This is a genomic window from Pararhizobium sp. P1_E7, assembly GCF_056405855.1.
Genome location: NZ_JBFUBH010000010.1, coordinates 1 through 13,012 on the forward strand (window position 1 = coordinate 1; position 13,012 = coordinate 13,012).

General features: G+C 59.5%; 12 protein-coding genes. All 12 read right to left on the reverse strand.

Annotated features, from left to right (window positions below):
• On the reverse strand, positions 1-187 hold a 187-nt coding region (locus AC1D17_RS13180), incomplete at its 3' end, for an alcohol dehydrogenase catalytic domain-containing protein (RefSeq protein ID WP_477565849.1).
• Between the two features lie 57 nt (positions 188-244).
• The gene (locus AC1D17_RS13185; protein WP_477565850.1) at positions 245-892 is read right to left on the reverse strand and encodes a glutathione S-transferase family protein; all 648 of its coding nucleotides are present in this window, start codon (positions 890-892) and stop codon (positions 245-247) included.
• An 11-nt stretch (positions 893-903) separates the two neighbouring features.
• Positions 904-2,670 (reverse strand): Rieske 2Fe-2S domain-containing protein, encoded by a 1,767-nt coding sequence (locus AC1D17_RS13190; RefSeq protein ID WP_477565851.1) that lies wholly within the window; start codon positions 2,668-2,670, stop codon positions 904-906.
• Between the two features lie 45 nt (positions 2,671-2,715).
• Positions 2,716-3,624 (reverse strand): aromatic ring-hydroxylating dioxygenase subunit alpha, encoded by a 909-nt coding sequence (locus AC1D17_RS13195; protein ID WP_477565852.1) that lies wholly within the window; start codon positions 3,622-3,624, stop codon positions 2,716-2,718.
• A 5-nt stretch (positions 3,625-3,629) separates the two neighbouring features.
• Entirely contained in the window at positions 3,630-4,526 is an 897-nt protein-coding gene (locus tag AC1D17_RS13200) for an aromatic ring-hydroxylating dioxygenase subunit alpha (RefSeq protein WP_477565853.1), read from the reverse strand.
• A gap of 321 nt (positions 4,527-4,847) precedes the next feature.
• Entirely contained in the window at positions 4,848-5,780 is a 933-nt protein-coding gene (locus tag AC1D17_RS13205) for an ABC transporter permease (protein ID WP_477565854.1), read from the reverse strand.
• The gene (locus AC1D17_RS13210) at positions 5,773-6,849 is read right to left on the reverse strand and encodes an ABC transporter permease (protein ID WP_477565855.1); all 1,077 of its coding nucleotides are present in this window, start codon (positions 6,847-6,849) and stop codon (positions 5,773-5,775) included. Before AC1D17_RS13210 ends, AC1D17_RS13205 begins: the two co-directional genes overlap by 8 nt.
• A complete protein-coding gene (locus tag AC1D17_RS13215; RefSeq protein WP_477565856.1) occupies positions 6,846-8,369 on the reverse strand; it encodes an ABC transporter ATP-binding protein in 1,524 nt (507 codons plus the stop codon). The genes AC1D17_RS13210 and AC1D17_RS13215 overlap by 4 nt, the downstream gene beginning before the upstream one ends.
• Before the next feature lie 32 nt (positions 8,370-8,401).
• Entirely contained in the window at positions 8,402-9,421 is a 1,020-nt protein-coding gene (locus tag AC1D17_RS13220) for a BMP family lipoprotein (RefSeq protein WP_477565857.1), read from the reverse strand.
• A gap of 234 nt (positions 9,422-9,655) precedes the next feature.
• Complete coding sequence (locus AC1D17_RS13225; protein WP_477565858.1) at positions 9,656-10,555, reverse strand: aromatic ring-hydroxylating dioxygenase subunit alpha; 900 nt, start codon at positions 10,553-10,555, stop codon at positions 9,656-9,658.
• 220 nt (positions 10,556-10,775) lie between these two features.
• Positions 10,776-11,567 carry a helix-turn-helix domain-containing protein gene (locus tag AC1D17_RS13230; protein WP_477565859.1) on the reverse strand — a complete coding sequence of 264 codons (792 nt, stop codon included), beginning with the start codon at positions 11,565-11,567 and terminating at the stop codon, positions 10,776-10,778.
• Between the two features lie 132 nt (positions 11,568-11,699).
• Complete coding sequence (gene glyA, locus AC1D17_RS13235) at positions 11,700-12,959, reverse strand: serine hydroxymethyltransferase (RefSeq protein WP_477565860.1); 1,260 nt, start codon at positions 12,957-12,959, stop codon at positions 11,700-11,702.
• Positions 12,960-13,012 lie beyond the last annotated feature (53 nt).

Sequence of the window (13,012 nt, forward strand, 5' to 3'; positions counted from 1 at the left end):
CATGGCCGAGGATGGCCGGAAACAGGCCTTCCGGATCGGCGCCCGACAGGGTGAATTCGTCGGTGTGGCAGATGCCGGTCGCCTTGACCTCGACCAGCACTTCGCCGGCGCGCGGGCCGTCGAGCTGAACGGTCATGATTTCGAGTGGCTTGCCAGCCTGCACGGCAACGGCGGCGCGTACGTCCATGGTTGTTCTCCAAATTTCAATTGCGATTGGCGGTCTGCAAACAGCGCTTGTGCTTGTTTACGCCGTCTTGGCCGGCCCTGCCGGGAAGACCCCCGACATGACGATGAACCCCTTGATACGCTTCACGCGATCGCACCAGCGACGGATCGCAGGATAGTCCTGGCGCGAAATGCCGCCTTCTTCCGACAACATCACATAAGGAAAGCAGGCGATGTCGGCGAGAGTGGGGTGCGGAGCCGAACAGATCCAGTCGCGCCCTTCCTGCTCGCCGAACCACAAATGCTCGTCGAGGACGCGGAAAAGCCTGTGCGCACCGGCCCGCGCTGCCTCGATGTCGAAGTCGTAGAACAGTGCATCATGCAGGCGTGCGGCCGAGGCCGTGCCGGTGATACCGTCGGCGAAGGCCAGCCATTGGCTGATCTCTCCGAGCAGAGCCGCGTTGTCATGCGGATACCAGCTCTTGGATGTATCGTATCTGGAGGCGAGATATACGAGGATCGCCTGGGCGTCACGCAGCACAAGGCCGTCGTCCTCGAGGACCGGCAATTGGCCAAGAGGATTGAGCTTCAGAAACCAGTCCGACTTGTGTTCGCGGCCGGGGTAGAAATCGACCGGCACGATTTTGTGGTCAATCCCGAGAAAACTCATCAGCAAGCGAAGCTTGTAGCAGTTCCCGGACAGTTCATAGTCGTAGAGCGTAATCATCATTCCGTTCCTTAGATATCAAGCACGAGGCGAGCGGACTTGGCGCGCGAAACGCAGGTCATGATCTTCGTTCCCGATGCTCGTTCGGAAGCACTGAGATAGACGTCCTGATGATCTGGCTCTCCCTCGATCACCGTCGCCAAGCAGGTACCGCAGGCCCCCTGCTCGCAGGACGACGGCATATCGATTCCTGCTTCCCGCATGACTTCCAGAATTGTTTTCCCCGCCGGCACCTTCAACGTCAGGCAAGAGCGCGCCAGTGCCACCTCGAAACTCGAGCTGTCATCGATCGGCTTGGTGTTCTTGAAATATTCGAAGTGCACCGCCTCCTCCGGCCAGCCGGCTTCCGCCGCAACCGAACGCGTGGCCTCCAGCATGGGACCAGGACCGCAGACATACAGGTGCGTATCGCGCCGGTACGGCGTTAGCAGCGCGCGCAATTGCGCAACCGTGTCGTCCGGCGACAGCCCGAGATGAGGCTTGACCGCTTCGCCGAGCAACTTCAGCCGCTCTGGAAAGACGAGCTGACCTTCGTTCTGGGCAAAATAATGCAGTTCATGCGCCAGGTTCTGGTTCTTGAGGGTCTGCGCCATTGCCAGCAACGGCGTGATGCCAATTCCGCCGGCAACAAAGAGTGTTTTCAACGCATCTCTTCGCAGAGGAAAATTATTGCGCGGCTCCGAAATTGCCAGAACGTCGCCTTCGCGCACCGTCTCGTGCATGCATTTGGAACCGCCTCTGGAGTCGCGCTCGAGCTTGACACCGATGGTGAACGAGTCCGTCTCGCCGGGACCGTTGACGATCGAATACTGCCTGATATCGCCGTTCGGCATGTGAACGTCGATATGCGCTCCCGGCTGGAAGGTTGGCAGCAGGCCCTTGATCGGTTTGAGTTCGAAGGCCATGATTCCTTCTGCTGCCAGCCATTTCCGCCCAACCTGAACGCGAATGCCGGCTTTGCGGCCATGTGCCGAAAGCTCGGGAAGGCTGGCGAGCTCCTCAGACACCGGCTCAAAGAGCGGTTCGATCGGTGGGGGTACCGGCATCGACGACGCCTGGCGTTCAATATCGGCGCGCAGCGCCGACAGCCGTTCGTTGTGATGGCGAAGGACAGCCGAACGCTTCACGGGATCCAAAGACCCGTCCAGCACGCCTCGTATCACCGAGCGGTTGGAATCCACCGGCTGGACAAAGAACATGCCGAACGTTTGCGCCGCCCCGTCGTGGGCTCGCAGTGTCACAGCCGATGCAGAAACCGTCTCCGCGGAAACTTCCACGCCGTTCCCTTCGAGGGCGTCATTGGGCTGGAACCGATATGCCCGAAGGGCATCGACGACCAGTTCGGCAGGCGCGTTGACCGGAATGGCGCGCAAAGCGACTGTGTTTTTGTCTTCAAGGCCGGCGATCTCGGGCAAGTCGCCGACAGCCTCTTCGGACGACCATATCAGCCCGTATCGCTCGACCGCCGGAAACGTGCGGTTTGTGATGGTACGAGCAGGCGCGTCGGCCGGATGCGCAGGAATATAGGTGCAACCGGCGGTGCGGTTCGAATAGCGCCAACCGTGATACTGGCACTTCAACTCGCGGCCGTCGTTTATCCCGATCGACAGCCGGACGCCGCGATGCAGACAGCGGTTCTCCCATATATTGACGTAACCATCGTCAGCGCGCCAGACCGCGAACTCCCGGCCGTAGAGCTGGCCGTGGAACACGTGGCGCAACGGCAGGTCGGTCGTGGCGGCAATCGGATGCCATGTGCCCCGAACATCCTTCAACATCTGCTTCTCCCATTCTTCATCAAGTTTCGTCATTGACTGCAACGTTCAATTCGCAACGGGGATGACCCCGTAGGTCAGACCCTTCTGGCTGAGCCAGCGGCGGTAAGCGATGGCGGATTTGTCGGCGCGGATCGGTGTTTCCGCCCGTGGATCCAGTGGCAACCGCTTGGGAAACTGGTTCTCCAGGATCGGCTTGTCCTGACCGAATATGGTCTGCTGGAACCGCTTTATGATCTTGTCCGCATTCGTATCGTCCAGAACGCACAACATCATGTGCGCACGAATGCGCTCCTCGCCGAGCGGCTGCAGGAAGACGGCGATGACGTCCATCCGCGTTTCATCGAGCGGGCTCGATTTGTAGAGCACCGAACAATAGGGGTGCGRCACGCGATAGATGTATTCCACATCCGCGCCGCCGTCCGACGCGATGGAGGCCATCGGCTGATAGAAACGGCAGCGTGTCGCCAGGATTTCGTCGCGGTCGACGGAAATCTCGACATCGTATTCCTTCACCTCAGTGTGCGGTTCGACTCCGAGTATGTCGGTGTGGACATAGGGAAAATGGCCCATGTCCAGAAAGTTCTCGATGGCGCGCGGCGCCGAGACGTTCACACCGAACGTGGCGGCATTGAGTTTGCGCCGGTCGGTTTCGGCATATTCCGGGATCGGGAAAATATCGTCTGACGGAGTGCCGAGCGATGTCCAGACATAACCATACGCGCTCTGGGCCGGTAAAAGATCGTCGACAGCCAACGGATCGAGCCGGTCGCCTGGCCGCAGGCCGGCGCGCGAACGCCAGACAAAAACCTTACCCTCCTCGCTCACCGCGAAGCTGACGCGCTCGTCCAGCAGCTCTGTCTCGACCACAGTGCAGCTCGCCACCTCATCTACGGCCCCCAGCGGATGCCAGAGATTGAGGATGACTGGGTCCAGGCAGGTCTTTTGCTGTGTCATCATTTTCATCCTTCCATTCGGCCGTTGACGCCGGCACTTGATGCGACGTGCAACGGGATCGCACCATAAGTGACCGCCCGCTCGCCCAACCAGCGCCGGTATTTGATTGAGACGATATCTGCGCGGATCGGCGTTTCGGCACGCGGATCAAGCGGCAAGCGTTTGGGAACCTGGTTCTCGAGGATCGGCTTGTCCTGCGCGAAGATCAGCTGCATGAAGCTGCGCACCGCCGCTGCTTCCATGCCGTCCTTGAGGTAGCAGAGGTAGGAATGCGCGACGCAGTTGTCCTCATCGACCGGCTGAACGAAGAGCACAATGACATCCATGCGTGTGGGATGGACTGGATTGCTTTTGTAAAGCGCAACTGTGTAAGGCCGGATAACCTTGTAGGTATAATCGACCAGCATGCCTTGCTGGGCTGTCGGCGACGCTATCGGCTGAAAAAATTTGCATTCAGTCGCGAGAATTTCGTCTTCCTCGGTGACCGTGACATTGTAGGGCAGCACTTCGGTGTGCGGCTCCTCGCCCAGCCATCCGGTATGGACGAACGGGAAATGTCCCATGTCGAGAAAGTTCTCGACGAGACGAAGGCCGGACACATTGACCGCAATCGAGCCGCCGCTCAGGAGATGACGGTCGATTTCGTCGGACTCCCTGACATAGAAAGGATCCCGCTCCGGCTTGCCGAGACACGCCCAGATAAAACCATATCGCCCTTCGGAGCAGACCCTCTGGCCTGTATCGGCGCGCACGATCGTCGTGTACAGACCACTGCGGGTGACGATCAGATCGACGCCCATCAGCCGCGTTGCGAAAGGCACGCCTGGCACGAGCGCCGAGCTATCGGCCACGACATGCCAGTCGTTCAGCAAAACTCGGTCATTGCAACTGGGTGCGGACATATCGTTCTCTCCGTCACTACCGCCAACGCGGAAGGTTGGCTTCCCGGTCAGCGAAGCATCGCAACCGTGAGAGATGGTCCCACAGCAAGAGCCCGGGTGAAATGTCCCGCATTGCCTCGCGGATGCCCGCAATTAAGGTGAGCATTTTCTGAGCATCTGCCGCGTCGCACGCGGCGTCACCGGTACTGCTGACGACAAAAGGCCGGCAGGTGCCGATTTCACGAGGCTGCTCCAAAAGCCTCACATGCGGAAACCCGCCGGGCAGACTTGCGCGGCGGGTCCCGGAGGCGCCGGCATGGCATGCCGGCAATTCACATCGTGCTATTCGCGGCTATAGGGGACGCCAAGCGCCACCGGTTGATGCGTGCGCGATCGCAGTCCGGCAAGCAGAGCGAGCGAAGCAACATACGGCAGGACCAGAAAAACGTGATGGGGGATTGCGACGCCAACAACCTGGGCATGGATACCGACCGCCTCGAGAAGAGCGAAGATGAATATCGCGCCGACGATCCTGAACGGCATCCAGTTGCCTGCGATGATGGCGACCACCACCAGCCACCCCCGGCCGGCAATCAGATCCGGCACGAACCGATCGGAATATCCCAGCATGAGGAAGGCTCCGCCGAGGCCTGACATCAGGCTGCCGAACATGATCGCCAGGCACTGGCGGCGGCCGACGCCAAGTCCTTTTACATCGAGTGCYTTCGGGTTTTCGCCGACGCACCTGATTTCCAATCCATAGCGCGTCCGGTAGAGGAAGAACCAGACCAATGGGGGCAGCAGGAAGCTGACATAGGTCAGCGCACGTTGCGAAAACAACACCGGGCCGAGGATCGGGATATCGGAGAGAAAAGGGATATCCACCTGTTCGAAGCCCGCGAATTTGGGTGGCTCGCGGCCGATGACATAGGTCTGGAACCAGAACAGGGTGAGGCCGGAGGCAAGGAGATTCAATGCCAGACCGGCGACGAACTGCTCGGCTTTCAGAACGATCGTCACGAAGGACATGATCAGGCTGATCAGAGCGCAGGCCAACACCGCGACCAGCAGCGCCAACCACGGGGAGCCTGTGGTCGATGCCACGACATAGGCCACCACCGCCCCTAGCAGCATCGTGCCTTCGACGGAGATATTCCAGATGCCGGCACGTTGGGTTACCAGTTCCCCCATCGCCGAGAACAAAAGAGGCGTGGCGATCCGCACCATTGCGGCCAGAATGCTGATCAGCAGCGGCCCTTGCATGAGTTCAAGCATGTACGTTGCTCCTGACAATCTGGAATTTGGTCGCGACCGCGGCACAGAGGAAAAAGAGCAGGACCAGCCCCTCCATTGCCGAAACCAGTCCGGCCGGCGTTCCGCTTTGCAGCCGCATGTAGATGGCGCCGCTTTTGAGTGCACCGAAGAACAGCGCCGCAAGCATGACACCGCTGGGGCGCAGCCCGCCCACCATGGCGACGACGATGCCGGAGCTGCCGATGCCCAGCAGTGTTTCGGCGCGAAGGCGATGCGATGTGCCGAAAAGTTCTCCCGCTCCTGCAAGCCCGGCCAGAGCCCCCGACAGCAGCATCACGACCAACAGCAGCCGGCGGACATTGGTGCCGCGGAACCGCAAGGCCGTCGGGTTCGAGCCGAATGCGCGAATATCGTAGCCAAGCGACGTCCGGTCGATCAGGATTGCGCAGAAGGCCGAGGCTGCAAGAGCGAAGAGAAAGCCGATATGCAGTTTGCCGGCACCCCGGGCGAATAATTCCGGCCACTCCAGTGCCGGATTGACCGGCGGCGATTGGTGATAAGCGACGGTGACGCCTGCTTCCATCCAAGGTCCGCCATCCAGCAGATAGGCAAGGAAGAAAATGACGATATAGTTCAGCATGACCGTCGAGATGACCTCGTTGGTGCCGAAACGCGTCTTGAGGTATCCCGCCAGCAGGCCAAGGATGCCACCGCCCAACAGCCCGGCGAGCGCAATCACGCTAAGCGCCAGCCAATACGGCAGGGAGCCCACCATGAGACTTGCCCAATAGGCCATCATCGCTCCGGCAAGCACTTGTCCCTCCTGGCCGATATTCCATATCTTCGCCCGGAAGGCGATGACGGTACCGAGACCGACGAGCAAAAGCGGGGTCGCCTTCGCGAGCGAACCGAAGAGCGCAGTCTGGCCGCCGAAGGCTCCCGCAAACAGAGCCGAGAAGGCCTTCACCGCATCGCCGCCTGAAAGCGCAAGCAGCACGGCGGATGACAGGAAGGCACCGAGGATCGCCGCCGAAAAGCAGGCGAAATTCCATTTCAGGCTGCTGCCCGAGCGTCTTTGAATCGAAATCATTGAACTGTCCGTTGCACGTCGTTGGCGTCACCCGCCATCATCATCCCAAGCTCGAGGAGCGTTGTTTCCTCGGGCCGCACTATGCCCATGATCCGGCCCTTGAAGATGACGGCGATGCGGTCACACAAGCGCAGGAGATCGTCCAATTCCTCGGACGCGAGCAGAACGGCGAAACCAGAGGCGCGCTTTTCGAGGATCTTCTCGTAAACAAATTCCGAGGCGGCGACGTCGAGGCCGCGTGTCGGCTGGTTGGCCAGCAACAGACCCCTCGAATGCAGGAACTCGCGCGCCAGAATGATGCGTTGGGCATTGCCACCCGACAGCCGTTCTACCGGCAGGTCGGCAGAGGCGGTCACCACCTTGAATTCCTCGATTTTGCGGCGGGCCAGGGCATCCATTTTTCGCCGGTCCAGAAACGGGCCGCGACAGTATTCCCTTGCCCGTTGCCATCCGAGGACCAGGTTCTCGGCCGTCCCGAACTCCGGTATCAGCCCTTCGAGGAAACGGTCGTCCGGAACGAAACCGACGCCTCGGTCCAGCATTTCCCGCGAGGTCGGTTTGGTTATGAGCTCCCCTTCGAGAGAAAAGCCGCCGGAACTCAGGGCACGCACACCCATCAAGGTTTCGAACAGTTCCTTCTGGCCATTGCCTGCGACACCGGCGAGACCCAGGATTTCGTGGCGGCCGATGCTGAAGCTAACATCCTTGAGGATGTCTTCGCCCCATTTACCCGTCGCGCAGACCCGATCGAGCGCAAGGACCTCGCCGGCCGGCTCGACCGATCTGTCCCGCACATGCTTGTTCACCTTGTGGCCGACCATCAGCGATGTGATCGCCTCGGCGGTGGTTTCAGACGTTTCGACAGTGGCAATGGCCCTGCCCTTGCGCAGAATCGTCACTCGATCCGACTGCATGACTTCGCGCAGCTTGTGGCTGATCAGAATGATCGAAAGGCCGCGCTTACGCATACCATCCAGTATCCGGAACAACTGGTCGGATTGCTGTGGAGTGAGGACTGCCGTCGGCTCGTCGAGAATGAGGAGTTCCGCACCGAAATACAGGGCCTTCAGGATCTCGACCCATTGTTGCTCACCGACCGAGAGCTCCCAGATTTCCCGGTCGAGGTCGATCCGGATGCCGCAGTTTTCGCAGAGCTCGCCGATCTTCCGGCGGGCATCGGATTTCGTAAGGAACAGGCCGGCTTCGGCACTGCCGACGATGATATTCTCAAGGACGGTGAAGTTGGAAACCAGCACGAAATGCTGGTGCACCATGCCTATCCCCAAACGAAGCGCATCGGCCGGAGAATTCAGCTCCGCCACTTCGCCCTTGAACCGAATGACACCACTGTCGGCCCGATAGTAACCGTAGAGGCAGGACGAGAGTGTCGATTTTCCTGCGCCATTCTCACCGAAGAGACAGTGAATTTCGCCCTTCCGGACCTCCAGATTGACGCCGTCATTGGCCGTGACAGGGCCAAATCGCTTCGTGAGATTTTGAACGCTGAGCAGATTTTCCATTTGATCGTACCAGGCCGCCTGTTCGGTTTGTCTTATTTCACTTCGGCCGTGTTCAAGGGAACGACGAATTCCCCCGCAATGATCTTCTGGCGCATTGCCGCAAGCTCTTCCTTCACGGCGTTCGGTAGTTTCGTATCGAACTCATGATAGGGGGCGATATCGACCCCGCCCTGCGCCATCGAAAACCACTTGGGTTCGGCGTTGCCGTTGTAGGCAGTGCCTGCCTTGTGTTTCAGCCATTCGTCGACGAGCCACTTGATATCCGGCTGCCAGTCGATGATGGCGCTGGAGGCGATTGCGTCGGGCGCATTCTTGTTCTGGTCGTTGATATTGGCGAAGCACATGATCTTGTGCTCCTGGCAAGGCTTGAAATTATCGGTCAGCATGAACACGACGTCGGCGCCCGAGGCGATCTGGACATTGGCATGTTCGGCGGCCAGGGCATTGTCGGACCACGATCCGATGAAGGAGAGCCGGTGCTTCACATCGGGCCGCACGGCACGTGCGCCGTCGAAAAAGGCGTTGATCTGATCGTTGACGTCATCCGCAGCGAAGGTTCCGACGAGACCAATGACACCTGATTTGGTGGTGCGACCGGCCAGCATCCCGAGCAGATAGGACGGCTCGTGCAGCCGCTTGTAAAGCCAGTACTGGTTGGCACCGACCGGCAGGTTGCCCGAGCCGGTTACCACAAACATGACATCGGGGAATTCGGCGTTGAGTTTCATGACCTGGTCCGAATAACGGCCATGGCACCAGATGATGTCGTATTCACCGCTCTCGGCGTAGAAGCGCATTGCGTTTTCGGCGTCGTCGCCCCACAGCGGGTCGGTATGTTCCCAGGAAAGATCGATGCCTTCGGGCAGAGTGCCTTTAATCTTTGTCAGCGAGTCCACAAGCGTTGAGGACCAGCCGACGTCGAGGTTGCTCTCCATGATGATCGCAATTTTGAGCTTTTGGGCTTCGGCAGCCAGTGATGGCGCGATACGCGACAAGAACAATGCACCTGCCGCGCCGAGCAGCGCGGTGCGCCGTGTGAAGGTCGTTACCATATCAGTTTCCTCTCAGTTTCGGTTTGGGGCTGGTTGCCGCAATGCCCGATTCACATGTCGAGCCAGGCGGTTAAGGACCAACCGGATATTCACTCCAACGACGTCCCCTTTTGATTTTTCGTCGCTGACTTGAGGTATCCAATCTGCTGCCAAGGCTTTCATGAACCAAGCCTGGCAACAATGGCTGCTATATTGGCGCTGCATATCTCCAATTAATCTGGCCGCAGATGTTGATCATGCCGCCCGCCCCGATGCTCCGACCACGACCCCATAGCGAAGGCCTCGCTCTTTCAGCCAGCGGCGGTAGGCTGCCGAGGCCGCGTCGGCTCGGATCGGAACCTCCGAGCGTGAATCCAGCGGCAGGCGCTTGGGCACCTGGTTTTCCAGGATCGGCTTGTCCTGGCCAAGGATGGTTTGATGAAACTTTCGCATCGCGGCCAGATCATTGATCTCGGTAGCGAGACAGATGACGATGTGCACGAGCACGCAGTCCTCGTCGACCGGCTGGCCGAAGAGAGCGATGACGTCACGGCGATCGCGATGAGTCGATCCTGTCTTGTAGAGAACAGCGCAGAACGGATGTGGAATTCGGTAGATATACTCGGTATCGGCGCCCGTGGACGAATCGGCATTGGCCTGCGGCTGGTAAAATTCACATTCGGTGATCAGTATCTCCGGCGGCTCGGAATAGACATCCACCTTGTAGGGTTTCACTTCAGTGTGCGGCTCCTCGCCCAGAATGCCGGTATGGACGAACGGGAAATGTCCCATGTCGAGGAAGTTTTCGACAGCACGCGGCGCGGAAACGCCGACCCGTGTTACGCCCTGAATCACGTAGTTTCTGTCCGGCTCGTCGAATTCAACAATCTCGAAAAGGTCGTGCGACGGATTGCCCAGCGTTGCCCAGATATAACCGAACCGTTGAATCGTTCGCAGTTGCTCGCCGGGGACTGCAGGTCCTTTCTCGCCCTTATGCTCGCGCCATGCGCCGAGTTGGTCACCATCGCGCCCCACCAGTATCCGCTCGCCAAGCAAGGCGGTCGAGAGCATGCCTCCCGTCGGGAGCTCTTGCAGGGACGCAACGACGTGCCATTCGTCGCGCGCGATGTGATCAATATGAGAAAGGTTTTCCATCATGCCATCCAAATGATTGGCTCGCGACCGGATTGCGCGCAAACGCAGGCGATCGGCGGGCTATGGTGCGTCTGTCGAGATGCAAGCAATGTGTGAACATGGTTGATTGCCATTTCAGCTCAAGCTGCATTGCGTTTCACCTGATTGTCATGGTGTGACAGGTAAATAACCATGCCTGTCTTTGGAGAAGACATACCGCCAGTTCATCTGGCTTACTCGCCTAGCCCTCGCGCTTCTGTTCGCGCAATTCCGTCGGCGAGCAGTCGAAAGCAAGCTTCACCTGACGGGAAAAATGGTACGGGTTCTTGTAGCCTACCTGATAGGCGATCTCGCTGACGGTCAAACCGGACCGCTGCAGCAGATGTGCGCCATAGTCGAGCCGGCAGCGCCATAGGTATCTCGCCGGCGTTACACCGAGATGTTTTTTGAACGCCGACACAAGGTATTGAGGGCTGACGCGCACTTGCCGCGCCACCTTCTCGATCGAAATGTCGGCGGCAAAGTTCTCATCGAGAAATCGGCGTGCCTGAAGGATGGTCTGGGGGATCGGTCGCTCGGCCGCAACAACCTCCGCTTCATAGATGTAGGCATTGAGCAGAGCATTCGTGAGAGCCTCGCGAAGCCCGCCGCGGCTACCTTGGTCGCCAAGGCCGAGATCGACACCCAACTGCGCAATAGTTTCAATCTGATGCGACGTCTCTGTGCTTGCAGCGATATTCTGGCGCTCCTGGAACAACCAGGATGCATTCTCCGGCCGACTGTCGCACCAGCTCACATGCGTCAAGATTCCAGGCTCTGCCGTACAGATATATTGTTCGCGTGTGAGCGAGAGTGCGCACTGCCCCGCCTCCAGCGAGGTGACTACCGTATCCGCCTCGATATTAACGGCCCCAATGTGGACGATCATGAATGCGAGGTAGTCGCCTTTTATCGGCCCGTACTGGCCGCCATTTTCATACGTTATTTCGCCAAACGTATTTTCACGGCCGAGGTCGATGGGGGGTAGGCGCATCTTGGCACTTCCAATTCTGGGCGCGGCGAACCTCACGAGGCGCGCGCCCCTCGCTTCACAAGCAATCATCCGAGCAAAGACTTACCGATGCAAGTCCCTGCCGGTGCCGCGCCCCGCGCGCGGTTCTCGCAATCAATAAATCGGGAAGGCGGCGCACAACGCCTTGACCGACATCCGGGCCGCCCTTTCCTGTTCACTACTGCTGTCAGTGCCAACGGCATCCAGTACGTCGGCTATCAGAGCGCCCACCTGAACGAACTCCGCCTCGCGGAATCCCCGGGTCGTGGCCGCCGGCGTACCGAGACGAATGCCCGAAGTGATTGCCGGAGGCGCCGGGTCGAAGGGAATGCCGTTCTTGTTGCAGGTCAGCCCTGCTCGCCCAAGCGCCTCCTCCGCATCCTTGCCGGATATTCCCTTGCCGCGCAGATCGACCAGAAGCAGATGCGTATCGGTTCCGCCGGAGACGATATCGAAGCCGCGCTCGACAAGAGTTGCGGCAAGCGTGCGGGCGTTGATCACCATCTGCCGTGCATAGTCCTTGAAACCATCCTCGAGCGCTTCTCCCAAGGCAACCGCCTTGGCGGCGATGACATGCATCAGCGGCCCACCCTGCAGGCCGGGAAACACGGCCGAGTTCACCTTCTTGGCAATGTCCTGGTTATTGGTCAGGATCATGCCGCCGCGAGGGCCGCGCAGCGTCTTGTGTGTGGTCGTGGTGACGATGTCGGCGATATCGACTGGATTGGGATGCACACCACCGGCAACCAGACCAGCGAAATGCGCCATGTCCACCATCATCAGCGCGCCAACGGAGTCGGCGATCGACCGGATGCGCTTGAAATCGATGATCCGGGGATAGGCAGAGCCCCCGGCTATGATCAGTTTCGGCTGCGCTTCCCGCGCTTTGGCTTCCAGTTCGTCATAATCGATAAGGCAGTCGCTTTGATTCACTCCGTATTGAACGGCGTTGAACCATTTCCCCGACAAGGTCGGTCTGGCGCCATGGGTGAGGTGTCCGCCTGCTGCGAGTGACAGCCCCATGAACGTATCGCCGGGCTTCAGGAGCGCAAGCATCACCGCGCCGTTTGCCTGCGCGCCGGAATGCGGCTGGACATTGACGAAGGCCGCATCGAACAAATGCTTCGCACGCTCGATCGCCGCCGCTTCGACCTGATCGACATACTGACAGCCGCCGTAGTAGCGGTGCCCCGGATACCCTTCGGCATATTTGTTGGTCATCACCGAGCCCTGCGCCGCAAGCACTGCGGGCGAGACGATGTTTTCCGAGGCGATCAATTCGATCTCGGTCCTCTGGCGCGCCATTTCCCGTGCAATCGCATCGGCGACAAGAGTGTCATGGCGCTGGAGATCGCGTTGAAAAAAACCGGACATTGTTCTGGCCTCCTGGCAAACGGCAGCCTTCGATCCGAAGTCGCGCGCCGCAT

Bases quoted from the DNA above. Each gene is read 5' to 3' on its own strand.
- AC1D17_RS13185 (WP_477565850.1), bottom strand. From the start codon at position 892: ATGATTACGCTCTACGACTATGAACTGTCCGGGAACTGCTACAAGCTT.
- AC1D17_RS13190 (WP_477565851.1), bottom strand. From the start codon at position 2,670: ATGTTGAAGGATGTTCGGGGCACATGGCATCCGATTGCCGCCACGACC.
- AC1D17_RS13200 (WP_477565853.1), bottom strand. From the start codon at position 4,526: ATGTCCGCACCCAGTTGCAATGACCGAGTTTTGCTGAACGACTGGCAT.
- AC1D17_RS13210 (WP_477565855.1), bottom strand. From the start codon at position 6,849: ATGATTTCGATTCAAAGACGCTCGGGCAGCAGCCTGAAATGGAATTTC.
- AC1D17_RS13215 (WP_477565856.1), bottom strand. From the start codon at position 8,369: ATGGAAAATCTGCTCAGCGTTCAAAATCTCACGAAGCGATTTGGCCCT.
- AC1D17_RS13220 (WP_477565857.1), bottom strand. From the start codon at position 9,421: ATGGTAACGACCTTCACACGGCGCACCGCGCTGCTCGGCGCGGCAGGT.
- AC1D17_RS13225 (WP_477565858.1), bottom strand. From the start codon at position 10,555: ATGGAAAACCTTTCTCATATTGATCACATCGCGCGCGACGAATGGCAC.
- AC1D17_RS13230 (WP_477565859.1), bottom strand. From the start codon at position 11,567: ATGCGCCTACCCCCCATCGACCTCGGCCGTGAAAATACGTTTGGCGAA.
- glyA (WP_477565860.1), bottom strand. From the start codon at position 12,959: ATGTCCGGTTTTTTTCAACGCGATCTCCAGCGCCATGACACTCTTGTC.